Origin of the sequence: Vibrio qinghaiensis, assembly GCF_002257545.1 — a bacterium.
Classification (GTDB): domain Bacteria; phylum Pseudomonadota; class Gammaproteobacteria; order Enterobacterales; family Vibrionaceae; genus Vibrio; species Vibrio ordalii.
This window is the reverse complement of sequence record NZ_CP022742.1, coordinates 339,103-365,648: the sequence shown is the minus strand read 5'-3', so window position 1 is coordinate 365,648 and position 26,546 is coordinate 339,103. Positions and strand designations below refer to the sequence as shown.

The 26,546-nt window shown below is 43.6% G+C and carries 25 protein-coding genes; 9 read left to right on the top strand and 16 right to left on the bottom strand.

Annotated elements, in window-relative coordinates; all coding sequences use genetic code 11:
* Window positions 1–14 precede the first annotated feature (14 nt).
* The 6 genes from CCZ37_RS14910 to CCZ37_RS19700 form a co-directional block, all read right to left on the bottom strand.
* Complete coding sequence (locus CCZ37_RS14910; RefSeq protein ID WP_010316958.1) at window positions 15–734, bottom strand: carbonic anhydrase; 720 nt, start codon at window positions 732–734, stop codon at window positions 15–17.
* Between the two features lie 158 nt (window positions 735–892).
* Entirely contained in the window at window positions 893–2,575 is a 1,683-nt protein-coding gene (locus CCZ37_RS14905; RefSeq protein ID WP_094501230.1) for a pyridoxal phosphate-dependent decarboxylase family protein, read from the bottom strand.
* A gap of 53 nt (window positions 2,576–2,628) precedes the next feature.
* Window positions 2,629–4,539 carry a methyl-accepting chemotaxis protein gene (locus CCZ37_RS14900; RefSeq protein WP_094501228.1) on the bottom strand — a complete coding sequence of 637 codons (1,911 nt, stop codon included), beginning with the start codon at window positions 4,537–4,539 and terminating at the stop codon, window positions 2,629–2,631.
* Between the two features lie 269 nt (window positions 4,540–4,808).
* Entirely contained in the window at window positions 4,809–5,738 is a 930-nt protein-coding gene (speB, locus tag CCZ37_RS14895) for an agmatinase (RefSeq protein ID WP_094501226.1), read from the bottom strand.
* Complete coding sequence (speA, locus tag CCZ37_RS14890) at window positions 5,739–7,649, bottom strand: arginine decarboxylase (RefSeq protein ID WP_167372444.1); 1,911 nt, start codon at window positions 7,647–7,649, stop codon at window positions 5,739–5,741.
* 187 nt (window positions 7,650–7,836) lie between these two features.
* Window positions 7,837–7,923, bottom strand: coding sequence for a hypothetical protein (locus CCZ37_RS19700; protein ID WP_425275064.1), 87 nt, complete (start codon window positions 7,921–7,923; stop codon window positions 7,837–7,839).
* Window positions 7,924–8,247: 324 nt separating this feature from the next.
* Between CCZ37_RS19700 and CCZ37_RS14880 the strand changes: the two genes are divergently transcribed.
* Window positions 8,248–8,814 carry a mechanosensitive ion channel domain-containing protein gene (locus tag CCZ37_RS14880; protein WP_094501224.1) on the top strand — a complete coding sequence of 189 codons (567 nt, stop codon included), beginning with the start codon at window positions 8,248–8,250 and terminating at the stop codon, window positions 8,812–8,814.
* On the top strand, window positions 8,811–10,157 hold the full coding sequence (locus CCZ37_RS14875) for a magnesium transporter (protein WP_157729213.1): 1,347 nt from the start codon (window positions 8,811–8,813) through the stop codon (window positions 10,155–10,157). The genes CCZ37_RS14880 and CCZ37_RS14875 overlap by 4 nt, the downstream gene beginning before the upstream one ends.
* A 122-nt stretch (window positions 10,158–10,279) precedes the next feature.
* Here CCZ37_RS14875 and CCZ37_RS14870 read toward each other — a convergent pair whose 3' ends face one another.
* The 6 genes from CCZ37_RS14870 to CCZ37_RS14845 all read right to left on the bottom strand — a co-directional run bounded on the left by CCZ37_RS14870 (window position 10,280) and on the right by CCZ37_RS14845 (window position 15,536).
* Window positions 10,280–11,695, bottom strand: coding sequence for an aspartate kinase (locus CCZ37_RS14870; RefSeq protein ID WP_094501222.1), 1,416 nt, complete (start codon window positions 11,693–11,695; stop codon window positions 10,280–10,282).
* Window positions 11,696–11,743: 48 nt separating this feature from the next.
* Entirely contained in the window at window positions 11,744–12,130 is a 387-nt protein-coding gene (locus CCZ37_RS14865) for an ectoine synthase (protein WP_094501220.1), read from the bottom strand.
* A 9-nt stretch (window positions 12,131–12,139) separates the two neighbouring features.
* On the bottom strand, window positions 12,140–13,405 hold the full coding sequence (gene ectB / locus CCZ37_RS14860) for a diaminobutyrate--2-oxoglutarate transaminase (protein WP_094501218.1): 1,266 nt from the start codon (window positions 13,403–13,405) through the stop codon (window positions 12,140–12,142).
* An 11-nt stretch (window positions 13,406–13,416) separates the two neighbouring features.
* Window positions 13,417–13,983, bottom strand: a complete 567-nt coding sequence (ectA, locus tag CCZ37_RS14855; protein ID WP_029626909.1) for a diaminobutyrate acetyltransferase — start codon at window positions 13,981–13,983, stop codon at window positions 13,417–13,419.
* A 490-nt stretch (window positions 13,984–14,473) separates the two neighbouring features.
* On the bottom strand, window positions 14,474–14,983 hold the full coding sequence (locus CCZ37_RS14850) for a hypothetical protein (RefSeq protein ID WP_010318566.1): 510 nt from the start codon (window positions 14,981–14,983) through the stop codon (window positions 14,474–14,476).
* Window positions 14,984–15,023: 40 nt separating this feature from the next.
* On the bottom strand, window positions 15,024–15,536 hold the full coding sequence (locus CCZ37_RS14845; protein WP_010318565.1) for a nicotinate-nicotinamide nucleotide adenylyltransferase: 513 nt from the start codon (window positions 15,534–15,536) through the stop codon (window positions 15,024–15,026).
* Window positions 15,537–15,640: 104 nt separating this feature from the next.
* On the opposite strand from CCZ37_RS14845, the gene nadE reads away from it, so the two are divergent.
* The gene (gene nadE, locus CCZ37_RS14840) at window positions 15,641–16,471 is read left to right on the top strand and encodes an ammonia-dependent NAD(+) synthetase (RefSeq protein WP_094501216.1); all 831 of its coding nucleotides are present in this window, start codon (window positions 15,641–15,643) and stop codon (window positions 16,469–16,471) included.
* A 93-nt stretch (window positions 16,472–16,564) separates the two neighbouring features.
* Here nadE and CCZ37_RS14835 read toward each other — a convergent pair whose 3' ends face one another.
* Window positions 16,565–17,026, bottom strand: coding sequence for a TetR/AcrR family transcriptional regulator (locus CCZ37_RS14835; RefSeq protein WP_094501214.1), 462 nt, complete (start codon window positions 17,024–17,026; stop codon window positions 16,565–16,567).
* 509 nt (window positions 17,027–17,535) lie between these two features.
* On the opposite strand from CCZ37_RS14835, the gene CCZ37_RS14830 reads away from it, so the two are divergent.
* Together CCZ37_RS14830 and CCZ37_RS14825 are read left to right on the top strand one after the other, a co-directional pair.
* Window positions 17,536–17,838, top strand: a complete 303-nt coding sequence (locus CCZ37_RS14830) for a YfcZ/YiiS family protein (RefSeq protein ID WP_094501212.1) — start codon at window positions 17,536–17,538, stop codon at window positions 17,836–17,838.
* A 121-nt stretch (window positions 17,839–17,959) separates the two neighbouring features.
* Window positions 17,960–18,586 carry a hypothetical protein gene (locus CCZ37_RS14825; RefSeq protein WP_094501210.1) on the top strand — a complete coding sequence of 209 codons (627 nt, stop codon included), beginning with the start codon at window positions 17,960–17,962 and terminating at the stop codon, window positions 18,584–18,586.
* Between the two features lie 81 nt (window positions 18,587–18,667).
* On the opposite strand, the gene CCZ37_RS14820 is transcribed toward CCZ37_RS14825, so the two are convergent.
* Complete coding sequence (locus CCZ37_RS14820; RefSeq protein ID WP_167372443.1) at window positions 18,668–19,774, bottom strand: 1-acyl-sn-glycerol-3-phosphate acyltransferase; 1,107 nt, start codon at window positions 19,772–19,774, stop codon at window positions 18,668–18,670.
* A 176-nt stretch (window positions 19,775–19,950) separates the two neighbouring features.
* On the opposite strand from CCZ37_RS14820, the gene CCZ37_RS14815 reads away from it, so the two are divergent.
* Together CCZ37_RS14815 and CCZ37_RS14810 are read left to right on the top strand one after the other, a co-directional pair.
* Window positions 19,951–20,559, top strand: a complete 609-nt coding sequence (locus tag CCZ37_RS14815) for a hypothetical protein (protein WP_094501207.1) — start codon at window positions 19,951–19,953, stop codon at window positions 20,557–20,559.
* A gap of 97 nt (window positions 20,560–20,656) precedes the next feature.
* Window positions 20,657–22,525: a methyl-accepting chemotaxis protein gene (locus CCZ37_RS14810; RefSeq protein ID WP_094501205.1), complete on the top strand. Its 1,869-nt coding sequence runs from the start codon at window positions 20,657–20,659 to the stop codon at window positions 22,523–22,525.
* Window positions 22,526–22,610: 85 nt separating this feature from the next.
* On the opposite strand, the gene CCZ37_RS14805 is transcribed toward CCZ37_RS14810, so the two are convergent.
* Window positions 22,611–23,972 carry an alpha-amylase family protein gene (locus CCZ37_RS14805; RefSeq protein WP_094501203.1) on the bottom strand — a complete coding sequence of 454 codons (1,362 nt, stop codon included), beginning with the start codon at window positions 23,970–23,972 and terminating at the stop codon, window positions 22,611–22,613.
* 272 nt (window positions 23,973–24,244) lie between these two features.
* Between CCZ37_RS14805 and CCZ37_RS14800 the strand changes: the two genes are divergently transcribed.
* The gene (locus CCZ37_RS14800) at window positions 24,245–24,925 is read left to right on the top strand and encodes a DsbA family oxidoreductase (RefSeq protein ID WP_094501201.1); all 681 of its coding nucleotides are present in this window, start codon (window positions 24,245–24,247) and stop codon (window positions 24,923–24,925) included.
* Window positions 24,926–25,080: 155 nt separating this feature from the next.
* Here the strand turns inward: CCZ37_RS14800 and CCZ37_RS14795 are convergent, their stop codons facing one another.
* A complete protein-coding gene (locus tag CCZ37_RS14795) occupies window positions 25,081–25,281 on the bottom strand; it encodes a restriction endonuclease subunit S (protein ID WP_010318555.1) in 201 nt (66 codons plus the stop codon).
* 302 nt (window positions 25,282–25,583) lie between these two features.
* Here CCZ37_RS14795 and CCZ37_RS14790 point away from each other — a divergent pair, with 302 nt between their 5' ends.
* Entirely contained in the window at window positions 25,584–26,540 is a 957-nt protein-coding gene (locus CCZ37_RS14790; protein WP_064626305.1) for an AAA family ATPase, read from the top strand.
* Window positions 26,541–26,546: the final 6 nt, after the last annotated feature.

Sequence of the window (26,546 nt, the reverse complement as noted above, 5' to 3'; positions counted from 1 at the left end):
AACGACAATAATTGTTATTCTTTATCTAGCACTAAGCGAGCATTGTGAGCTTGTATGGGCCGATTGTTATTTCCCATCACACTATGTAGTGCTGCACTTTGTTGCTGTGACAAACTTTTCGGCTGCTTGACCACCAACCATCTCACGCCTTCACTGCAAGGCGGCGTTGTGAGTGACCCATTAAAACGGTAATACTCATCTAGCTTAGGTAACAGTGACTGTACTGCTAACCCTTTTGCTAACTGCACACTCGTCCCAACTTTAGGCAACTCCGCAGTAAGCTGAGATAATGGTTCATCCTGTGTGCCCGTTTCAAACATCACCGCCAAAACGGCCAGATTGCCAGCCACATCAGCATGCACAAAATGCGCTTCTAAAGGATATTGATGTCCTTTAATTAAGTTTTCAGAAGGGGTATGGAAATGAAATTGTTTGAGTTCAAATTCTGTACCATCCACTACCAGTGTATTTTTCCCTGAAACTGAGGCTTGCAGCGTGTGTCCATTGTTGGTCAATGCACCCACAACGCCTGAATAGTGGATATCTAAAGATTTTAAATCAGCTTCAACGAGGCCATTGATATCTATTGGGCTTTGATTTTTGCCCATTTCACAAATTTTAGAAACATGTCCCCAATGTTCAGGACCACGTTCACCTTCATATCCCCATTCACTTGCTTGCGCCACATAGGTAAAGCAAACACTAATTGCTAGGGTCAACAGTTTTTTTTTCATTATCGTTCCTTGAGACAGCTTGTTATCTAAAATATAACATTCAGGTTAATATCACGCGCACATGGTAATACATTCTTTACACAGCATCCGTGGTGAAAAATAACATTACATTGACGTCAGTAGTCATTCATTTCAGTTCGCGCTCACCCTTTCCATGGCTAGCGCCGAACAATGTTTTGGCAAAACTGTTTGATATGCTTTCGGGTGGTATTGGGGTTCATTAACACCGCTTTTTCTCCCGGAATATATAAGCAATGTCCAGTATCATCATAATGAGTGCGCGCAATCGAATCGACCCAATTGGTGTTAAGATGCTGGCCTTTATGAGATAAGAACTGATGACGATGGTAGAGCGTATTCTCTACTATCGAATCAACCATAGAACCCTGACGTGCGACGTTCATTTCTTGCTCAAACATCGATTCAGCACACGTCACTTTCTGTGGATCATAGAGACGAAAAGTAACACTTGGCCCTTGGTTTTCTACTGCTGCCACCTTGCAGTGTGGTAGAGCGGCTAATTGGCAGCGTAAATAATTAGCATTTTGCAATGTATGACCAATCACGGTTTGGTAGCCTTCGATACCTAAATGTTGCAGTGCTGAATAGGCAGAGAAAACACCCACGGCACTGCGTGAACATTCAATGGTCGATTGCAAATGGCTCTCTTCTCTTTGAGCATGTTCAAAGTAGGAGTAATAACCGGGATCTGTTTTTAATACCGCGAGATCGTGTTTGTTTTTGAGCATCACCAAGCTGGAAGTATAAGGAACATACCCCCATTTTTGAAAGTCGACCGTAAATGAATCCGCTAATTGTAAACTTTTAATCCTCGGCAATAAGGATTCAATACCCGTCAGTGTTGCTCGATTAAGCGATAAAGGGTTGCGTTCAGAATCATACTCTTGAAAAAACAACATACTCCACCCAACAGCAGCATCAACATGAATATGTGGTTTTATTGAAATTGCATATTCTTGGCATCTTCTTTCTCTTATCGCATAAACCTGTTCAATATCATCAATCGCAAAGGTATCCGTACTGCCAAACGTCAACATGATGGCAGGAACAGCAATGCCATTTCTAAAACAGAAAATCAATTGTTGGTCTAATTCAGCCAAATCCATTTCATTGTTATCTTTAACTTTGATCCGAATCGCTTTACCTTGAACATCAACCCCCAACAACGACAAATTTGTCATGTTTGAATAGTGACCCGCTTCTGAATTGAATATCCTGTAATCTTCTCCCGCCAAACCATTCAGAGCTGACTTTGGCAACGCTTTTCGAATACCTAATAGATAGCCGTACAAATTACAAAATGTACCTCCTTGTGTGAATACTCCTGTTGCTTGCTCGCTATCGTAGCCAGCTAAATGCGCGATTTGCCGCACGACTAATTTTTCCAGTTCAATGGCATCTCCCGCATATTCGCTATAAACCAAGTTAGGGTTGGCAATAGTCGCAAGTAGCGCACCGTGAATGGCCGGGTCACAAGGTGTCGAGATCACATTTTCCACTGAGCGAGGGTCATCCCAGTTTTTTGAACGTTTGGCGGCATAAAGCGCTAAGTCGTTAAAAGGGTGAATGGCGTGGATCGAGTGTCGAGGAATGGTGTTTGAATGCCGTAATTGTTGCTGCAATACAGTATTTACCACGGTTGGCGCATCAATTTTTCGCTCTTCAAGCCAACGAGCGATCTCGTGAATACGATACAAAGGCCAACGATTGGGATCGCGAGCAAAAAAATGCGCTTTCACTGTCTGGAAAATTTGCTCAAACGCAGGGTTCAGTTGGTTGGCGTGCTCATCTAGCCACACGCTATAGTACGCTGTTTTCATGATGCTCTCTCCATGCTCAATCCCAAATAAAACGCCGCGTTAGCGGCGTTTTATTACTTTAATTTAAAGTTGGAGACCAAGCGGTCAAGCTCATGGTTTGAGTAAGAGAGTGACTCTGTAGCACTGACGGTTTGTCTGCCACTCACCACCAATGATTCAACAATGTCTCTTATCGCTAGCATATTGCGACTGAGCTCTTCTGCCACTGTACTTTGCTGTTCGGTCGCAGCTGCGATCTGGGTACTGAGATCATCAATTTCGGACACGGAAGTGCTCATGATGTTTAAACTACCAGAAACTTCGGACGTTTTATCTGCTGTGGTTTGACATTGGTTTTTAGTTTTGTCCATTGCGGCTACAACGCTATCCGTCCCTTCAAGTAGCTTGGCCAGCATATCTGATATTTCAGTAGTGCTGTTTTGCGTTCTTGCCGCTAAAGCACGAACTTCATCTGCAACCACCGCAAACCCACGGCCTTGCTCACCCGCACGCGCCGCTTCGATCGCCGCATTCAACGCAAGCAAGTTCGTTTGCTCTGAAATAGCGCCAATCACGGTCAATACTTCGCTGATCTTGATCGCATCTTTGTTCATATTGGCAATGCGCTCTGACATCTGTTCAACGTCACTCACCAATGAGCTGACCGTTTCAACCGCATTATTCACAATAATAATCGATTGTTTGGCCTCTTTGCTCGCCGAGTCAGTAATGTGATTCGATTGCGTGACGCTCTCTGCCACAGTACGTGCACTTTCACTCATTTCAGTAATGGCCGTCACCACTTGCTCTGTTTCAGATGAGTGCGAAAGCAGCATCCGCTCATTTTCCTTTGCCGTTTGACCTAACTGTTCAATATTAGAGGAGATGTTTTGACTGGCATCAGATATTTGCAACATCATTTTTTGTAGATTTTCTGAGAATAAATTGAAGCCTTGGCTTATCTGCGCTAAGTCATCATCACCATTCACCTCCAAGCGGCGTGTCAAATCACCAGAGCCTTTCGAAAGATCAAGTACCGCTTTTTTCAGGCGTAGCAAAGGCTTGTAGATATAATTAAGAATGACGAAGATTGCCGCAACGCTGATAATGAGCAAAATCACCCCAGTGTAAATAGCGCTACTTTGCGCTTCATACACATTAGCTAACGCCGTACCTTTGTCGACAAACACCATCATGGTCCAGTACATGTTATCGGTTAGGTTAACGCGTTTGAAATAACCATCAAATTCAATGCCTAAATAAGGAAATGACAAATGACCAGCATCCTGCTGGCTAAAAAGTTTCTCCATTTCGAGGAAATTAGGGCTGACTTGCGAGGGCGTTCGTCCAATATCACTAGGATCATCACTAGCAAAAAAGACAGCATTCTTGTCGGTTAGTGTCGCTGCACCGCCGGCAAAGCGCATATTACTGACCTGGACAATGACTTCATCCAGTTGGATATCTCCCAGCAAAACACCAATGAAACGGCTTTGTTGGTAGACAGGCATAACTACACTAATAACCTGTTTAGCGGTGATTTTATCTTCATAAATTTCCGTTACCTGAGCAGTTCGAGAGGTTTTTGCTTGTTGATACCAATCCCTACTGGTCAAATTTTGTTGACCTGTAACAACTCCGTTGTCTTTGTCAAACGACATATAGGTACGGCCATCATCATACACCATGATGACATTGGATATTTGCGCACTCTCCGCAAGCAGGCGTACTAAATTAACATTCTCTTGATCCGACAGCTCAGTGCGGAAATGTTGTGAACCTTTAACTACGGCTTGATAACGTGTTTTCACCCAAGATTCGAGTTCAGAAACGTGATAGTTGAGCTTGTTTTGAGTTTCTGTGGTTAAAGAAGTAATCATCTTCTCTTTTAACGACAGCATATTGATGGTGCCCAAAACGATTAATGAAATCGCCACAAGCAGCGCTACGCTCACATATATTCTGCTTTTAAAACCTAAATTCATAGATTCACCCTCACCGTATAACAGCTAGAAAGATTAAGGTGAAACTTGATCATATTATTAATATGAATGGTAGACCAATGAGACACCTAGCCAACCTAATAAAATTGGTACACGGAGAACACTTATGCAAGTTATGTCATTAATATTTATTATTGGGTGCGCAAAGTGAACGTTACATTGAAAGAGAATATGATGATTTTGGATGGAAATACGTTGAGGTGATGGTTAAGAAAAACGCGCAGCGGTGATGCTGCGCGCTGACTTATTTTTTATGACGCCACATTTGGCTTAGAAGCCCAAACGTAAAGCAGCTCTAGAGCAATTGTCGCACCAGCTAGAGCGGTGAGCTCACTTTGGTCGTACGGAGGAGAAACTTCAACAACATCCATTCCCACCAAATTAATTCCGGCCAATGCACGAATGATTTTCAGCACTTTATCGGAATTCAATCCACCACATACTGGTGTACCCGTTCCAGGAGCAAAAGCAGGATCTAAGCAGTCAATATCAAACGTTAGGTATACGGGTTTATCACCAATAGTTTGACGAATATTAGCGACGATCTCTTCCACTGACATATCATTCGCTTGCATCGCATTGATGACATTAAAACCGTGGCCTTCCTGTTTGTATTCGGTACGAATACCCACTTGCACAGAATGCTTGGCTGAGATTAACCCTTCCTTCGGCGCATGATAGAACATAGTGCCGTGATCATAAGCGCTGCCGTTGGCATAAGTATCGGTATGAGCATCAAAATGAATCAATGCCATTTCGCCATAATGTTTGGCATAAGCACGCAATATAGGCAAAGTGATGAAATGGTCACCACCTAAAGCAAGCATGGTTTTGCCACTTTTTAGAATTTCGCTGGTCGCCGCTTCTAAGCGATAAGTGAAATCTTCAGCATCACCGCAATCAAACACTAAATCGCCTGCGTCGATCACCTTGGTATTTTGAAACAAGTTAAAGTTCCAAGGAAACTTTTTGCCTTCCCATGCAAGGTTCACTGAAGCGCGACGAATCGCATCTGGACCCATTCTCGCGCCCGGGCGACCTGATGTGGCCATATCCAAAGGTACGCCTAGGACCACGACATCGGCATCCGCACTTACTGGGTTTTTGACATAAGGACGACGCACAAACGTCATCGCATTTGAATACAGGGAATAATCAGTTTTAGTAAACAAATCATTCATTTAGAAATCCTCTAAATAGGTATAACCGCTTAAGCCTTGTTCAAGCTCTTGCAATACATTTGCTTGTTCTTCGACCGCGACTCGTTGGCTTACTAATTCACGGTAGTTCGTACGGATAGCATCAAGATCAATATGGACATAACGCATCACATCCTCGACCGTATCCCCTTCATTAATCGACACAATTTCAGTTTCGCCATTCTCGGTCATGTTCACCACAACACTGTGAGTATCGCCAAATAGGTTATGCATATCGCCTAAGATCTCTTGATATGCACCAACGAGGAAGAACCCCATTAAATAGGGTTCATCGGCATTCCATGCGGGTACTGGCAGTGTCGTTTCAATACCTTGCCCTTCAACGTACTGCTCGATGGCACCATCAGAATCACAGGTGATATCGAGCATCACGGCGCGGCGATCTTCCACTTTTTCAAGGCCAGACAATGGCAATACAGGGAAAACTTGGTCGATCCCCCACGCATCTGGCAATGATTGAAACAGTGAAAAGTTAACAAAGAACTTATCCGCCAATCGCTCATTCAGTTCATCCAAAATAGGACGATGAAAGCGATTTTTGGTGCTCATTTGCAGTGTCAGTTCGTGATAAATGCGCAGCGATAGCTGTTCAGCCCAAGCACGGTGCTGAAGGTTAATAACGCCAGTCGAAAACTGGCTGTGCGCTTCCGACAGATCGCTTTGCGTATCATTGTAAATTTCAATCAGTGCACGTGCATCAGAGCCACCACTTAAGCTCTGCCAGTTACGCCACATGTTTTGTAGTAGTACAGGAGCCTCTTCACCAACCTCTGGGATCTCTTCAGGATAATAAGCTTCTGTGCCAATAACATTAGTAATAAGTACGGCGTGGTGCGCGGTAATTGAGCGGCCTGATTCAGAAATAATGACTGGTCTTGGCTGGCTGTATAACTGGCACACATCGCTCACCGTGCTTACGATATTACGTGCATATTCAGCTAAGCCGTAGTTCATCGAGTTGGATGATTGACTGCGCGTACCGTCGTAGTCCACCGCCAAACCACCACCCACATCGAAAAAGTCAATCTCTGCACCAATATCGCGCAGCTCGCAGTAAAAACGCGCCGCTTCGTTCACGCCATTGCGTACATCACGAATATTCGCCATTTGCGAACCTAAGTGGAAATGCACCAGTTGCAACGCCTCAAGTTGTTGCTCTTTTTTAAGGTGTTCGATAACGGTCAACACTTGAGATGCAGAGAGCCCGAACTTTGATTTTTCACCACCACTCGCCTGCCATTTTCCCGCACCTTGTGAAGCTAAACGAATGCGGAGCCCTAAACGTGGTTTCACGCCTAAGCTTTTTGCCTCTTTCAGAACGAGCTCTAACTCAGACAATTTTTCCAAAACGATGAATACTTTATGGCCAAGCTTTTCACCAATCAGGGCCAGACGAATGTACTCTCTGTCTTTGTAACCGTTACACACGATCACAGAACTTGCTTGTTGGGCTAAAGCCAATACCGCCAATAATTCTGGCTTACTGCCCGCTTCCAATCCAAGCTGTTTAGTCTCTAGCTGCGCTTGGCTGGCTAAAATCTCATCTACCACTTCTTTTTGTTGGTTCACTTTGATTGGGTAGACCAACAGGTAGTTGTTTGGATATTGGTATTCTTCAATCGCCTGATTAAAGGCGTCACAAATGTTATGTACGCGTTGATGCAGGATCTGCGGAAAACGTACAAGCACAGGCAAATTTAAATCACGCGCTTCAAGCTGCTTTACGATCGAACTCAAGGGGGTTTGGTGCGCCTTATCATGGCGCGGCGAAACATAAACTTCGCCTTGATTGTCAATACCGAAGAAGCCTTGGCTCCAATAATGAACATTGTAGTCAGCGCGAACGCGATCTAATTTGGATGGTTGTTCCACATCTAATCTCACAAAAACAGAGAGTAAAAAGTGAATCAGAAAGTCTGATATCACGACTTGACGCCTGTAACGTCAGGCGCATTAACGGTTAAAAGCGTAAGTGTGTCTAATGATAATAATTTGTCGTTAAGATTACGTTTGATTATCACCAGTTCGCTATAAAAAGTGGATGAAATTTAATACAAAATCAAATGTTGCCACTGATCAGCTCGTCAAACTTCTTATTGCCGTGTAGTCCTTCTAAATCAGCTTCTTCTGCAATTAAATCTCGCAATGAAGCGCTAATTTCCGTGGCTCTTTGTAAATCCTCAATCGCTTGTTTTCGGTAATGATGTGTGTTTTGCGCTTAAGATATTTACGGCTAGACATTAAATATACCCAAACAACTTGGAGTTGCAGGTAGGCGGCAAGTGAGTCCCCATGAGCATAGGCAAACTATGTGATTGGGGTGAACGAACGTAGCCAACACCGCTGTGGCTTCAAGTAGGAAGGGGATAGCCATGAAGAACAAAGGATGTAAATCATATCACCCTGATTAGAGGTTGTAATTGACTGAATTTCAGTTATTTTGAATCAAATCTCCTTTTTCTGATTCGTCATGGAATACTTAGACTTATTTCAAAAAAATTATCAATGGATCATCACGATCATGGCGTTGCTTATTTATCCTAAAGCAGCCAGCTACACCGTGCGATGGTTTGAAAATATGGTCGTAGGCAAAGTCGATATTCATCGGCTCAAACGAGCTCGTTGGCTGGTAAAGACCTTACTCTTCTTGGTGTTAGTGCTGACTCTGCTAATGATGTGGGGCGTGGAACTGCGTGGGTTATTGGTTGTTGGCTCATCACTTTTTGCGTTGCTTGGCGTCGGTTTGTTTGCAAGTTGGTCTTTGCTGAGCAACGTCACCTCATTTCTGGTTTTATTTGTACAAAATCACTGTCGCATCGGTTTATGGGTGCGAGTGGTGGATGGCGCAAATTTTGTTGAAGGTAAAATCGTCGACATGAACCTACTCAATGTCGTACTAGAGAATGTTGATGGTAATACAGTGCTCTATCCAAACAACCTCTTTATTGTTCGCCCTGTAATTGTATTAAGCAAAACTCCAGAAAAAGCCGTGAAAAAAATCGAGAAGAAACAACTTCCTATCGGAGTAAAACGTTGAACGAATATCAAGACCTTTCACTGCATATTGAAACGATTTCAAAAGCCGATGAGCAGCAACAAATCGACTTACTCGGCGAGTACGTGGAAAGTGGGCTTGATGAAAGCTCGATCGCAATCATCTTAGAAGCTTTTCCTGTCGAGCAGCGGGTACGTCTGTGGCGTAGCCTACCCTTAGAGCTGCACATTGATGTACTGACAGAGATGCGTGCTGAAGTACGTTTCTCTATCATCAACGCACTGTCAGAAATAGAACTAAAACTGACTCTCGCCAAACTCGATAACTTGTCTCTGCTCGAATGGGCCGATTCTCTGCCTGATGAAATCATCAGTGAAGCGCTGCGCTTAATTAGTCGCGACGAGCTTGAATTGTATGATCAAGCCAATGCCTATGAAGATACTGAAGTTGGCCACTGGGCAAACCGTAAAGTGTATACCTTGCCTTTCAGCATCAGTGTCGACAAAGCCAAGATGCTATTGGAGAAATATCATTATGACTCTCCACAACATATCTATTTGATCAACAAAGCAAAAAAATTCCAAGGTATCGTGAGTTATACAGAAATTTTGCTTGCTGAAAGCAAAACTTTACTGAAAAACATCAAGCAAGATGATCTCTTTACGCTGAATGCTCACCAATCACTTTCTGAAGCAGTAGAAGCGTTAGAACATTCCCAATTGCCGACCGTCGCTATCATTGATAACCATGAAATCTTAGTGGGTGAAATTGACTGGCAATTTGCCCTGAGTACACAACGAGAGATTTACGAATCGCGCTTAATGGCCGGTACGGGTATGGATGAAGGAGATGACTTATTTGCCCCTATCATTAAAAGTTCTAAAAAACGAGGTCTTTGGCTCGGGATCAACCTGCTGACCGCCATCCTCGCTTCGGTCACTATAGGTATGTTTGAAACGGTCATCTCGCAAGTTGTCGCGTTAGCGGTGTTGATGCCAATTGTTGCCTCGATGGGCGGTATTGCGGGAAGCCAAACCTTAACCTTGATGGTACGCGCCATGGCATTGAACCAAATTACACCGGGTAACCGTTTTGCGTTGCTCAAAAATGAAATTGGTATTGGTTCCATTAACGGTTTGTTATGGGCGTTGATCATTGGTGCCTTGGCAGGGCTCTGGTTCCAGTCAGCGATGATTGGCGCCACCATTTCACTGGCCATTGTCGTAAATATCATTACCGCCGCACTGTTTGGGGTACTCATCCCGATCACGCTTGATAAGTTTAAGCTTGACCCAGCATTAGCGGGTTCTGTCATCTTAACCACAGTAACGGATGTTGTCGGCTTCTTTGCCTTCTTAGGCACAGCAAGTTTAGTGATGTTGTAGCTTTCCAAACCGCTTGAAAACTAAGCGAGCTAAGCCACTTAAAAACAGCCGCTCAGAAAATAAATCCCCAATCACGTAGATTACTATGTGATTGGGGGGGAACGATGCTTCAATCTGAACCGCTAAGCCGCTTTTTTGGTAGATAGCGGTTTCGCAATCAACACATCATGTAAAACACAAATCGCGCGATTGTAATCGTTGTCTTCTACGACGAATTGTACATTGACATTACGCATCGACGAGTGAGCGGCAATAGGGCTAATTTTTGCGTTAACTAATGCTTGCATGCCTTGCGTTAATGCGTTGTTGGTGTTCATTGATGCACCGATTGCGGAAATGAGGGCGACCATTTTTCCTGATGCGGATGCATTCGGGTAGCGCTTCTCTATTTTGTACAACACGTGGTTTAAGTTATCGCTGCTGCCACTGAGGTAATACGTCATCGAGTTTGCATTCATCTCTTTACCAACGAGATGTACCTTAGCTTCGGCGATCACTTCCATCAATTCATAACTGGCATTATCAATTTTCCCGACCATGCTTTGGTCAAAAATATGCAAGGCGAACACTTTGTCCTTGCCCGCAATAATCTCTACCTTATTGTTCTTAGGCTTATGAACATTGGAAATGAGAGTACCTTTATGCTCTGGTTCGAACGTATTTTTGATTCTGAGCTCAATCCCCTGCTGACGCAGCCCAGCCGCCGCATTCGGATGAATCGCCTCCATACCTAAATTAGCCAGTTGGTCTGCTACGTCAAAGTTCGTCAATCCCATCGGGCTAACCTTATCCGCGCCTACAATTCTCGGGTCTGCGGAGCTTAAGTGATACTCTTTATGGATGATCGCTTGCGTTGCGTTGGTTAATGCGGCAATGCGGCTAAAGGTCATTTCACTATAGCCACGATCATAGGTTTTCATTAATCCTTCATTACAATAGGCGTAGCCAGTCACGATTGGCAATTGCGTTGCTACATCAATGTCTTCGAAGGCAGCCAGAATCACCTCATCTAAGCTTCCTGCTTGGCCATTATTCCACCCGGAGAGATCAATGAAGCATGCATTAATCCCAAGAGTTTTTAGCTTCAAACTGGTGTTATAGGCACTATGAGCCTCGCCTATTGAAGATAAAAATTCTCGCACCTGAGGCAAATACTGACGCAATGAAAACTGCCCGTATTGACACGTTTCTAGAATATTATTAATGCAGTTGACTGCTTCTGAGATCCGCGAACGAATAAATTTATCCGCGCGAATACGACTCATAGGATCGGCGAACAAGTGCTCATTAATCAGAAGCATGCGCTGTTCAAGTTGGTACATCGCTTCTTGCCATTGCGTATCATGTTTCGCGATCATCTGGTAAATACCGGGCTTGCCAGTGCGTTTGCATTCCAGTAGAGCATCGGTAATGGTTGCATACGCTGATACCACAAACACTCGTTCATAAGGGTGATGAGGCCTTAGTAAAATATTGTCGAGCACAGCATCAAAAGCGCTCATTGATGTTCCACCGATTTTTTCTACGGTGTAAGGCATGGGATCTCCTTTTCTTTTAAATTGAATGCAGTGAATCGTCGCGAGTGATTACTCAATGATTGGGTAAACACCTTTTTCATCATGCGTTTCAGTTCCTGTCAGTGGCGGGTTAAAAACACATGCCATAACCATATCTGCACCAGAATAAGCTCTTAAATAGTGCTCATCATGTTGATCAAGGATATACAAAGTGCCAGGTTTTATCGGGTAAGTTTCCCCTCCCATCACTTCGATTTCCCCTTCACCTGACATGCAATACACGGATTCCAAATGGTTTTGATAGTGGATATGGGTCTCGCCGCCTTTAAAAATGGTCGTAACATGGAATGAAAAACCCATATTGTCATCTTTCAGCAGCATACGAACGCTTTCCCAAGTTTGAGCAACAACCCGGCGCTCACTTTGGCGACACTCTTCTAATGTTCTAACAATCATTTTTTATTCCTAAGATGCTTTTTTAATTAACTGAGAGGCTAACTCTTCTACCGCTTGTGCAAAAATATCTAAACCTTGGTCAAGTTCGGTTTCCGTGATAGTGAGTGGACAGAAAAACTTAATCACTTCGTCATTTGGGCCTGCGGTTTCAATCACCATCCCTAGTTGAAAACAACGACGAGCAATTTTATGGGCGATCTCACCACTGCTACATTCAATGCCTTGCATTAGTCCACGCCCTTTGTGGCGGTTAAACAGTGTGGGGAAACGACGCAGTGTGGTTTGAATGACATGCGTCACTTGCTTGGCTCGATGTGCGATATGAGTGGTAAAATCATCATTTGACCAATAGGTTTCCAGCGCTTTTGTAGCGGTTACAAAGGCGTGATTATTACCGCGAAAGGTTCCGTTGTGCTCTCCCGGTTTCCACACATCTAACTCAGGTTTCAGCAGCACAATCGCCATAGGTAACCCATAACCACTGAGCGATTTCGATAGCGTCACTATGTCTGGTTTTATTGCTGATGGCTCAAAACTGAAAAAGGTTCCCGTACGTCCACAACCAGCTTGAATATCGTCAACGATAAGCAAAATATCGTTTTTCTTACAGAGACGACTTAAACGTTGCAACCACTCGTTGGACGCGCAATTCAAGCCACCTTCGCCTTGGACAACCTCCAATAATACCGCAGCCGGTTTGTCTAAACCCGATGAGTTATCATTCAGCATATTTTCAAATAGCGACAGGCCATCAATATTGGCATAGCCATCATAAGGGAGCCGCGTCACGCCACCTAAGCTAAGCCCAGCGCCGCCTCGATGATGTTGATTTCCTGTTGCGGCAAGTGCGCCATAAGAGCAACCATGAAAGCCGTTAGTGAAAGCCACAATATTACTTCTACCCGTGGCTTTTCTGGCCAGCTTCATTGCCGCTTCTACAGCATTAGTCCCAGTTGGACCAGTAAACTGCACTTTGTAGTCGAGGTTTCTTGGTTCAAGAATGAGACGTTCAAATACCGCGAGGAACTCAGCCTTGGCAGAGGAGTGCATATCCAAACCGTGAGTAATGCCGTCTTTATCAATGTACTCCAATAGCGCCAGCTTAAAGAGGGCGTTATTGTGACCATAATTTAACGAACCAGCTCCAGCCAAAAAATCTAAGTAGCGATCACCAGAATCGGTAAATAACCAGCTCCCTTTTGCCGTAGAGAAAACCACGGGAAAGTGATTGGCATAAGATTGCACGTTTGATTCTTTCTTTTTAAAAATATCCATAACGATGATAGTTATCCTGTTGAGTTAGAACGAGGTTTGAGCGGAATACGGTATAAATACTCGGTATCATGTTCGCCTTCAAAGTGACGAGTTTGATCGAGAAAGGTCGATACCTCTCCTTGCTCGCCATGTGCTCGATCAAACTTCTTAAAGAGGCTCCATGAACCTTGGTTGTTTTTCGTGATGGTGGTTTCCAATACACGAACATCAGCCATAACGTCACGAGCGAGCAATTCATGTAACAAATGCGATGCAAGCCCTAGCCCACGAGCATTTGGATGCACGGCCACTTGCCAAATAAACAATTCATCAGAATTGTCAGGCTTTAAATAGGCCGAAATAAACCCCACGGTTTCGCCATTTCTTTCCGCTAAGATACAAGTCTCTTGAAAGTGAATCGCTTGTAGAAAATTACAGTATGAGGAGTTTTCATCTAAGGGAGGACATAGCCCAATCAAATCATGTACACGCTGCCCGTCGGCTTGATTAGGGGTACGAAACGTCCATTGTTCTGTCTTTGTTTGCATAATTTCCGGGTATGCAACCCAAGGTGCTGCTGTAATCATTGTCTGCCACATAAATAGTTAGAACTCTAATTAAAAACCTCTATATAAACTAACAGTACAAATGAAAAATTCAACCAAAAAATTCAAAAAAATAGCAATAATAGATATATGCCGCTGATTTAAAACGAATAAATAAGCTTGGGCATTTAACTAAAAAACCACCAATTAGTTAGACGTGTAATCAAATAAAAGTAAGGTAGCAGAGCGAATGTGATTGAACCTAGCGGCATTAGCAATCTGAGTCGTTTTTGCAGTTTGCATTTGCAGCCTGCAAAAATTTTCTTGGGGAAGTTTGAAAAAACAAAGAAACAATCGCAACTAAGCGCTATAAAACTTGGCACGTATGCTGCAATAACTATATTGACCCTTCTTAAGCCGAGGGTCACCTAGCCAACTGACGTTGTTAGTGAATACTCTTTGTTCACAATTTACATAGGCCAATCGCGAATATTGCGGTTGGCTTTTTTGTTTTCTGAGAGAATTTGTTTACTGAGGGAAAACGTTAGAAGGGAACTTCAATTTGCATCATGACAACGCTGTCGAAATCTTCATGCCAACGATAGTCAAAACGCATGCGCGGCTCACCCGTTTTTTTCTCGCCAAAACCGATACTCAGCTGTAAGCCGTGACTCATTAACCACTCTTCGGTTGACATGTCACTTTGCTTGTCGAGCAATTCAGAGGGCATCCAGACCCCAAATCCAATGTAACTTGTGGCTAATTTCTGAGTAAACAGGGGATCCGAATCGGCTTTAAAAAACCAATCAGTCCAATAAGAAGAGTCGGCTGGAGATTCTTCAAATAAACCTAAAGCCAGCAGTTGTTTCGATGCGTAGCCCATACTATCTAATATAGAAAAGCAGACGCCCGATGCTGGTAACATTGCTGGGCTACTATCTGAACCTAGTGTTAATTCTAACTCTGGCGTTAATAATGAACCGGAATAGGGATCGCAAGCTTCCGTCAGCGACGAAAACATGATTAACACACAAACAACCACATTTAACTTCATGAATGCAAACAGTTCCGACCACGAAAAGGGCGTGGATTGTCTAGTAAAGTTTTCTTTGCTGCAAGATTTTCCTAACAGAGATAGTCGTTAAATCGGCAATGTCTAAATTTTCAGCTAACCGCTGACGAATATCAGTGCTACGAATCGCGACTTTTTCAGGACAGGCCATGACTGACCAGCGTTGCAAGATATCTTGAGCTTTATAGAATTTCGCAAAATTGAACAGATTATCCGGGCCCATTACAAAAGTAATGTCAGCATCAGGTGATTGTTTTTGCAGTAATGACAAAACAGCATGCGTTGTCACGCTCTGCCCGGGCTGTTGCAGTTCCTCTTCGACTATTGAGCGCTGTATCTTATCTGACTGCAAATCACGAATAAAAGCATCAATAAGTTCACAACGGATCTCATAACTGAGCATCTGCTTACCCCAAGCGTGTGAAATGCTCGGTACCAACAGAATTAAATCGAAATGGCTTAGCGATTCAATCACACTTTTATGTCCTAAGCTCGGAGGGTTAAAAGCACTCCCAAAGACGGCAATTTTGGTCATAGCAATCCTATTCAAGTCTGAAAACCATTTTCTCGGTTTTCTAATCTGATGATTTCGGTATGATACACCAAAGATTTATATTGCTTGCAGGAAAAGGAACCCTAATGGAACAAATGATCCGTGATGAGATGCGTGTTCTCTCATCCATTGACCCGGTTTATGAAATTGAACGGCGCGTTGATTTTATTAAACGCAAATTGGTTGAATCTGGTTGTAAGTCTTTAGTGCTTGGCATCAGTGGTGGCGTCGACTCAACAACGTGCGGCCGTCTAGCCCAACTCGCCGTGACACAACTCAACCAAGAATACGCCGTTAACGACTATCAGTTTATCGCCGTTCGTTTACCCTATGGCGAACAAAAAGATGAGGATGAAGCGCAGCTTGCTCTCTCCTTCATTCAACCTACACACTCAATTTCGGTCAATATTAAAGCGGGTGTAGATGGCCTGCACTCAGCCTCTCTTGATGCGCTACAAGGCACAAGCTTAACTCCAACTGACAGTGCCAAAATTGATTTCGTGAAAGGAAATGTAAAGGCGCGCGCTCGCATGGTCGCGCAGTACGAAATTGCAGGTTTTGTTGGTGCGTTAGTACTCGGCACGGATCATTCCGCAGAAAACATCACCGGTTTTTATACTAAATTTGGTGATGGCGCGTGTGATTTAGCACCACTTTTTGGCTTGAGTAAACGTCAAGTGCGCGCGGTAGCGGCTCAATTAGGCGCACCACAACAATTGGTTCAAAAAACACCCACCGCGGATTTAGAAGAGCTCGCACCACAAAAAGCAGATGAAGATGCGTTAAACTTAAGTTATGACCAAATCGATGATTTTTTAGAAGGGAAGCCTGTTTCACAGCACGTGATTGACCGTCTTGTCGCGATTTACACAGCAACTCAGCATAAACGTCAACCGATCCCAACGTTGTATGACTGATCGGCACACTCTCTCTATAAAAAGCACTAAAGCCAACTTCTCAGTTGGCTTTAGTGTTAAAGTCGACAATACAAGCTTGCACAAAGTGCCAAATTATTGACTCATTTTAATCAGCGATTTACCAATCAGCCACTCAAGCTCCCTTGCGCTTTCTTTGCCAAACTGTACAGCCACCGTTTTATATAACCGATCGACACCGTTTGATGCGAATTCATCCGCATTTTCAGTCGTCACGACATGGTGAAATAACAAACGCAAAATAGCCAAAAATTGCGCATTCTCCAGCGCATTTATCCAACTATTTGAAAAGCTTGAAAGGTCATTTTCAAAATCTAAATGCTCAACAAACAGCTTAAAAATCCGCCCATCTAAAGCGGCCGTAAAATCGGTTTTCTTTGGAAAATGGTGGCTAATCCCCGTTCGTGAAACCCCTGTTTGTTGACTCAACGTGGTATACGACATTTTGTCGTAACCTAGTCTCAATAGCTGATCGACAACAGCATCCATTATTCTCTGAATGGTGATTTCAGTATCTTCTTTACTACGCTTTGGCATGGTCCAGACTCTTCTCTTTTTTATTAATCCATCTAACTCAATTGCGATGATAGTGCCGTTTCGCGAATCACCCCCGTGGTATGGCATTTTCTGTCTAAAAAACCATCCCTTAAAACAGTAAATTCAAACCAGAATCATCTTGTTAAAAGCGTTATCTACTGGCTTGTTACTGTCACTCCTTTAGCCATCACTAATGAGACTTAAATTTCCAGTTTATTAGTCATCACCACTAATGGATGAAGCGCAATTTATAATATTAATAATTGTTTCAACCGAATAATCTTACAATCATCAACAATTCGCAACGAACTGAAGGCTGTTCTGACAAATTTATGACACAAAAACTAGTGATTATTTGAGCAGTATCACACTCATTAATTCATAATGATGGCTAAAAACTTTCGAACAACCAAAATAAGACGCGATTTACCCCAAACCTGATTGGCTTTTTGTGGCTGATAAACGATTTGCCCGCTAGAATGTCCATACATTTACTAAGAGGATTCACAATGAGTATCGAAAAAGACGTTGATATCCAAGTCTGCGAAGCATGTGGCTGCGCTGGCGAAATTGGCTTTATTATCAAAGAAGGTGATGAAGTTGCCGAAGTGATGGTCATGGCACCCAACAAAGCTCAGCTAGCAGCTGAATTTGAGAAGTACCTCGCTCTTGCCAAACAAGTTTCAGATAATGTTGAGTTTGAAGTTTCACCGTTAGATGATAATTCTACTGAATTGCATGCACGTTTCAAATTTGAAGTCAGTGCCGAAAAGCTTATTTTTGAACTGAAGTCGCGCTCTTTGGCTCGTTAATCTAATTGCTCCTAGCGGGCCTAATCATGGCTCGCTTTTTTATCGCCCAAGCACTTTGCTTTCTCATCCTAGGCAATGCATTATTGAAGCTTAACCGTAATCTGCCGATACTCTAGGTATCGTGTCTTCATCTGCAGGCTTTATGAATAAGTTTTCGCTTTTACTAACATTATGCAGCCTTCTCTATGACTCTTGTGCATGGTCACAGCCGCTCGATCAATACCAAATCCTTAACCACCTTGATAATTATGGCAATCTCTATTTGCGTAATAAACCCTACACAACATTGCCCGAAAATCTCACGCTTAAAGGCAACCTAAATATTGCTAAGACATCGATAAAATCCCTGCCTAAGGGCTTGAATGTGCAGGGTAGTTTAGAAGCATCTAATAGCTTGCTAGAGAATATTCCAAAAGGCACCACCATTCGTGGTTATGCGAACTTACTGGGTAGCAAAATCAAATCGTGGCCAATGAGAATCAAGGTTGGTGGTTACCTCAATTTCACGGATACACCACTTGAAACGCTGCCTGCGAATCTCTTAGTCAAGGGGGATTTGAGCGTAATTCGAACGCCATTAACCCACTTGCCCGAAGGTTTAGTCGTGGAAGGGAGTTTGTTTATTGGTGGTTCAAAAATCACCGAATTTCCTGACACGATGACCGTCAATGGTCATATTTATTTGGGAGGTAATGTCATCAGTAAATGGCCAAGCAAACTGGCCCTTGGCGGCGCGGTCGCAAGATAGGCTAGAAGAGAAGAGAAGAGAAGAGAAGAGAAGAGAAGAGAAGAGAAGAAGCCGTGGGCCCCTCTCTTCATCGTTTGATGATTATTGCTGATTCTTTACTGGGTTGGCGTAACTATCGAGTAAATAGCGTTGTGCCCCTTCAGGGATTTCGGTCAGCTTGCTTTCTAAGTGGGCGCGGATATCTGGCGTGATATCACAGCTTTCGATCCCAGCCGCTAACTTATTGATCGGGAATAATTTGTAATTTGTGTGAATTTGGCGATCGATCTCTTGCGCCAATGCTTCTGGCGTTTCAAATGCTTGGGTAATCACTTCACCAAAGCCAACATGCACTCGGCCTTTCTCACCGACAATACCTTGGACAATGCTTTCAATATCTTCAAATTCCCCTTTTTCATAACGCCCATGCGTCGCTTTTTCATATAACTCACACGCTTTGGCCATATCACACGGATCATTTTCATATGAAATCGCGACCGGGACAATTTTGAGCGATTGAATATACTGAGCAAACTCTATTTTCTGCTTGCGCCCTTCCACATGGAACATTTTCAAAATGGCCGGATCGGTAAAATCGTTGCCATCTTTTGCTCGCCCCTCTTTTTGCGCTATCCAGATAGAATTTCCAGTTTCAAGTGAGTGTTTAATGTAGGCAGATAAGGTACTGAGCGCTTTCATCATCTCACGCGGACCTTTAGCCGAGCGTTTCACAATAAAGCTCTTATTAAGACGCATCAGCTCTGTGGTACAAGGCTTTTTCAATAAGTTATCACCGATCGCAATACGCACAGTTTTGTGACCAGACGTATACAGGCCATAATTGACTAATGCTGGGTCCATCGCGATATCACGGTGGTTCGAAATAAATAAATAAGCCGTCTGTTTATCCAATTTATCGAGACCACTGAAGGTGACACCTTGTGTCGTTGATTCTAGCGTTTTCGTGAGGTATTTCTTCACTTCAAGTTGGATTGCTTCCACGGACGTGAGTTTGGCCCATTTAAACTTTAAGTATGCTTTTACAAAAGGGCTCAGCATCGATTTTAGCCAAGCAGATCGTTTGTCAAAACGATGTTGCAAAATAGCTGAGATAAATTCTTCATCATTGATTAAACGGCCAATAGCCGCTGGAATCTCATCGTCGTTGTAAGGACGGATATCTACATAAGGATCAGTTGTGGTGGTCATATATTCATACATCAAATAAAAAGCTGGCTCATTCTACGCATAGTTGACGTAGCTCGCAGCTACAGTCGTAACAGATTCACTAAGGTCAGACCAGAATAAGGTGATTTTAGTTCGCATATTTGGCATTTTCTGTGAGACAAGGTACTCTTAGCGCCCCAAAATCAGTGAGAAGTACCATGAACTACGCGATTCAATTTGAAGCCTTACTGTCTGCTAACTTAGTTGTCACCCCTCGCAAGAAAGTCATCAAACACAGTTTGATTCGAGTAATGAGCGGATTAGTACTGTGTAAACTTGGCAAACATGAATATTCAGTTGAAGCAAAGCAGAGTTTTTGGATCCCTTTTGACTGTTTATGCTCGCTGACTATTTTTCCTAATACGCAGTGGCAGCGTGTCGATTTTTCAGTACGTTTAACCGCCGATTTTTCCCATCAAGCGGGTTACGTCACCTTATCTGAACTGAGCCAAGCCGCTTGTGATCACCTGAGTCAATGTCAACCTAACGATGAAATCTATTCGCACCTTCTTCATGTACTAAAAAGTGAAGCCACGCATTTTAAACCCAAATTATCGTTAAACAACTTCAGCGAAAAGCTATCAGCGTGGCAACCACATCAAGTAAGTGAGCTACCAATTGAATGTCAAATAGCACTACGTGTTCGTGAGGCACAAAAGCGCAAACTGTCTGGCATCAAGCTGAACCAAATCGTCGATGAGCTTTTCCAAGGCAATGAAGGACAGTGCCAACAACTTGCGCTTTTAGTTCTCGGGCGAAATTTGTAATTTTTCGCTTAAAAATGGATTGTTTACTGGCTGAATGATTAATCCCTAACTATACATTTATTAATAATATTAATATTTATTGATGGAAGGGATTGCCATGAAATTCAGCCATAAGATCGTCGCGGCGTCATCTTTGCTGCTGTTGGTCACCGTTACTCTGCTGACGATACAACAATACTTCACCGTCCAAAAAGAAGTGAAGTCACTAGTAGAAGCGAGTGTAACTGAAATAGTGGATGGGGTTAGCAATACAGCTGGTGCAGAGATCAATAGCCGCAAGGCCATTGCCGCTTACGCCACCAGCATGTTGGAAGTCGACATTAACCGAGAAAGTATGTCTAAGGTCATCACAAGGCCGATTGTCAAACAAACTTTTTTACTGGCTGGGGTCGGTTTTGAGAGTGATGGCTCTTACATCAGTAATGATCCTACTTGGAACCCAGGCGCATCATGGAATCCACGCGTGCGCCCTTGGTATATTGATGCAAAAAATGCCGACAAACTGATTATTACTGCACCTTACGCCGACTCTGCCACTAATGAAATATTGGTGTCTATTGCTACCCCAGTTAAAGATAACGGCAAATTTATCGGCGCAATCTTCTACGATGTTAGCCTTGCTGGATTTTCGGAGTTGGTCAATACCGTCAAATTGTTTGATGCTGGCTATGTGTTTATTGTGTCATCCGATGGCACAACCATTGCGCACCCAAACGCTGACCTCAATGGTAAGCCAATGAAAGATTATTTAGGTAATGCCGTTATCGCCGAAGAACCTAAACAAGTGCTGATCGACAATAAACACTACACACTCGATTTTTCAAAAGTCCCTGGAGAGAACTGGTACGTTGGTATCCTTTTGGATGAAGAGATCACCTATGCGTCTTTAGCGACACTGCGCAACAGTTCGATAATCTATACGTTGATCGCTTTAGTGTTTAGTATTGCGATACTGCTTTTACTTATCCGTCTATTGATGAAGCCGCTGGGTGCGCTCAACGATGCAATACAGAACGTTGCCTCTGGTAGTGGTGACTTAACCCAACGCTTAGCCACCGACACGGATAAGGAATTCTCGGTATTAGCCGTCGGTTTCAATACATTTACTGAGACCTTACAACAGCAAATCACTCAGTCTAAAGCCATAGGTTCAGAAATTTTGCGCGGTTCGGAGATGACTTCTGTTGGGTTGCAAGAATCAGCCGAAGCGATGCGTGATCAACTGCATGAACTTGAGCAATTAGCCACGGCCATGCATGAGATGGCCACCACTTCTGGCGATGTCGCCAACAACGCGCAAGGCGCGGCATCGGCGGCAAAAGATGCTGATGATGCGACAGAATTTGGTACCAATGTTGTGACCCAAACCACGCAAGCGATCGATAATCTTTCGACGCGTATTGATGAAGCAGTAACAGAGGTAAGTGCACTAGAAAATGCGACATCCAACATTGAAACCATTTTGAAAGTAATCAACGACATTGCTGACCAGACCAACTTACTAGCACTAAACGCCGCAATTGAAGCGGCTCGAGCTGGAGAGTCAGGTCGAGGTTTTGCGGTTGTGGCTGACGAAGTTCGTACGCTAGCGCAAAGAACGCAGCAATCTACGACAGAAATCCGCACTATGATAGAGAAGTTGCAGTCGAGCGCTACTTCTGTTGCCAATGCGATGAATCAGAGTAAAACAACGGCAGCTGAGGCCGTCAGCCGTGCCGAAGAAGCGAATAACGCTCTGCTGAAAATCCGCGATGCTATTCAGCAAATTAGTGATATGAATATCCAAATAGCGTCAGCTGCCGAAGAACAAAGCTTAGTCGCAGAGGAGATTAACCACAATACGGTTAAGATCAAAGATCTTTCCGTTCAAGTTGCAGACGCCGCTGACAATGCCAATATCGCCATGCAAGCTCAAACCGAAAATATCAGAGAGCAAGATGCTATATTGAATAAATTCATCGTTTAATCCTCTACCGCAGCAACTGGGTAGACTCAGTAAAGGCGCTGATTACGCGCCTTTATTTTTCTAACGACTCACGTTTTATTCACCATCAGACATTTGATAGCCGACAAAGCATCGCGCTAGAGCGAGCGGCGATATCCATGACAATCTTTTGGTTATTGGGTTGATACTGCTGCTTTGTAAACAGCTCTAGCATTGGATTTGTCCAATCAATTTCAACACGCTGACTGCGTTGAGATTTATTCAAAACCACTATCCCTTCGTTACCGCGGCTGAACACTAACAGGTCATCACTCGCTTCTAGCGTTTCCATTGGCAATGCATGCATTTTATTATGAAAAGCAATACACGCCGACATTTGTGGCGAACACCATGCCTCTTGCCAGCGCGGAAGACCAGCATGGTTCATAATACCACTGGTGTTCAAATCGGTGTAAATTAATGGCACTCCCCCATCGCGACCAAGAATGTAGCTGTAGGCGATATTTTCTAAGGCTTCATCCATGACGAGGTCGGCAAACACAGCGTTGTTGGGGATATCATGCGTAATGGCAAACGTAATCGCTCGGTTGTTGGAAAGCGCCTGACCAAAACAATAAGGGTCAATCAGCCATTTCAGGCTACCTTTTGTTTGTAACGCATCGTACACCGTTTGAAATAGTGGAAAATCATAAGCACCCAACTTTGTTTCTTGCAGATAAGGCTCTAGAAAAAGTTGGTACTCTTCCTTGGTTGCACCGCCATCAGTAATGATCTCGCCAAAAATATGCATGCCTTGCGTAATGTCATCGGCCCATACTTTCTTCAAATGCTCAATAGACATATGCTTAGCAGCATCAATTCGAAATCCTTTGACTCCTAACGCTTTCAACGCCCTTAAATAAGCCTGTTGTTGTACAACCACGTGTTCATTATCACGCAACGTGGGTAGGCCCGGATCATGCGCCCCTCCAGTAATGCGGCCATTTTGCACTTGCCAACGATCCTTCCAATCTTTTATACCAAACGCTTCCACAAAGTCATCTTTATCAAAGAGTGGCTGGGTCAGATCACCAAAGAGGCGCAGCGCTTGGTACTCATCGCTTTTATTCTGGTAGGAAGCTAAGTCTTGTGTGCTCGGGTATTGTAAATCCAAACGCAATTTGGATTCGTTGGCCATATGGTTGAACACCACATCGGCATAAATTCGCAAGCCTAATGCGGTTAAGGTTTGAACCATTTGTTTAAAATCATGGGTATTGCCCAGTTGGTTATCAATGATGCGATAATCTTGCGGCTGGTAACGTTGCCACCATTTTGTACCTTGAGCGGTTTTGAACGATTTCATCGGCGGTGAAATCAACACCGTTTTATAACCCAGTTGGAAAATTTGCTCTGCACGCTCAGCGACTAAACGATACGGCCAATCAAAAGCATGCAAAATCACATCGGTTGGTTGAACATTTGTCATACGTCAATGTCCCTGTTCATCATGGTTAACTCACAAGTTGAAAGAGGCGAAACCTCACAATACGTCACTTGTTTCTCAAAGCGCAGTTTAATTCTCTGCATTTAACGTTTTTAGAGTATAGAGAGCGTTTCAGCAATTCCATCAGCCTTATTGCAATATTGTTTGTATGAGAGAAAAGGCGTAGAGCGATAAAAAAGCGCCTAGCTTTCCAAAAGGCTACACAACAAGTCACAGTTTATGTTGATAATCTCGCTATAATTAAGGTCAGTGAATTGCCAATCGCGGTAGGGAAGAAAATGAAAAAACTACGCATTGATATCGTGTCAGATGTTGTCTGCCCTTGGTGCATCATTGGCTATAAGCGGTTAGAGCAAGCGCTGCTGGCTCTCAGCGATACGATCGATGCAGACATCCATTGGCACCCTTTTGAACTCAACCCTGCTATGCCTATAGGTGGTGAACACCTACAGCAACATTTAGCCAAAAAATATGGCACGTCGATAGAAGCAAGTTTACAAGCACGCCAAACCCTCAGCGCCCTAGGGCAAGAAGTCGGCTTTCAATTCAATTTCAGTGACAACATGCGTATTTATAATACCCGTAAAGCGCATCAATTATTAATGTGGGCGAATAGCCAAGGAAAACAATTAGAGCTGGAAATGGCACTATTTCGTGCTTATTTCACTTTCGGGCAAGCCTTAGATGACGATGATGTCTTGCTCGACCTAGTACAGAGCCTTGGTTTAGACAGAGACATCTGCCGCGCAGTTTTAACTGATGAGTCGTGGGCGAAAACCGTTTCTGTCACAGAACAACAGTGGTTAGAGGCGGGAATTCAAGCGGTACCAGCCTTGATCATTGAGCAACGCCATCTTATCTCAGGCGCGCAAACGACAGAGATTCTTCAACAGGCACTCGAAGATATCGCGCAACAACTACCTATGACTCAATAACGTTTTCTGATAAGAAAGGGCAGCACTACTGTGTGCCCTAAATACTAATGTGTGCCCTAAATACTATTGTGTACTCTAAATAAACTTGTGTACTCTAAATAAACTTGTGTACTCTAAATAAACTTGTGCTCTAAATTAAATAAAGTGGGTTTGAATTAATGGACGGGAGTATCCGTTTCTGTAAAGAATTGCCCAAAATGCTTTTCCAGCACTTCTGCCGTCAGCTTGCCTTCCGCTTCTAGCTGCTTAAGCTCAGCCACAATCGCTTTTTGCTCTTCCAACGAAGGCAGTTTCACTTCAGGTTCACCCGCCACCTGTTGCGACAATTGTGCTAACTCTTTTTCGAAATCACTCATTTTACTTACCTAAACATAAACGTAATGGGGGAAGTGTACCGATTTCCCTCTCATGATTCTAGAGCTTAAAGCTACCCACCATTTTATCTAAACGACCTAATAGATGAGGTTTATGCTTAGGAGAGACTGACTCAAGGCCTCATCGCACCACTCCTTAACTAACTTATTTATTATTATGAATAATTGAATTAATTTATCTTTAGTGCTTAAAAAACCATCGAACTCACCATATGGATTAATTTTCATGGAACTTTTCGAATCAATAAATTACTAATTCAGCAAAACAGCAGGAGACCCATTCAATGCCATCGCACGCGTTTCAATCGCTACAACACTATTTAAATCAGCAAGTCATAGGCCAGACAGGTTTGGTTAAACAGTTATTAGTTGCACTTCTTGCTGATGGGCACATTTTGGTCGAGGGGCCTCCTGGCCTTGCAAAAACCCGTGCCGTGAAATCACTCGCCGATTGCATAGAAGGTGATTTTCATCGAATCCAATTTACGCCTGATCTGCTCCCCGCCGATTTAACCGGTACCGATATCTTCCGCCCTGAAACAGGTGAGTTCACCTTTCAAGCGGGCCCGATTTTTAACTCATTAGTATTGGCTGATGAAATCAACCGCGCTCCAGCCAAAGTACAAGCTGCGATGCTCGAGGCGATGGCCGAAAAACAGATCACGGCAGGTCGAAAAACCTACCCGTTACCTGAACTTTTTTTAGTGATGGCTACCCAAAACCCTATCGAGCAAGAGGGTACTTATCCTCTACCCGAAGCGCAGTTGGATCGTTTTTTATTGCATTTAAATGTTGATTATCCAGACGCTGAAAATGAACTCGCCATTTTACGTTTGAACCGCGGGGAAGCGCAGGGAATTGAGAAAGTCTCTCCGCCAACATTAAGCCAAAGCGATATTTTCAGTGCTCGACAAGCGGTGCTGAACATTCACATGGCCGAACCTATTGAGCAATATATTATTCGCCTGATCATGGCAACGCGTAAACCCGCAGACTACGATGCCACGTTGGCACAATGGTTAGAGATGGGCGTCAGCCCGCGAGCAACCATCGCGCTTGATCGATGCGCTCGCGCTCATGCATGGCTCAGTGGGCGTGATTTTGTCAGCCCTGAAGATGTTCAAGCGATGGTATTTCCGGTTTTGCGCCACCGGCTATTATTGAGCTACCAAGCACAGGCTGAGGGCGTACATCCCAACCAAGTTATCACTCACTTACTGTCACTGGTTGGTAGTGCTTAGCACTAA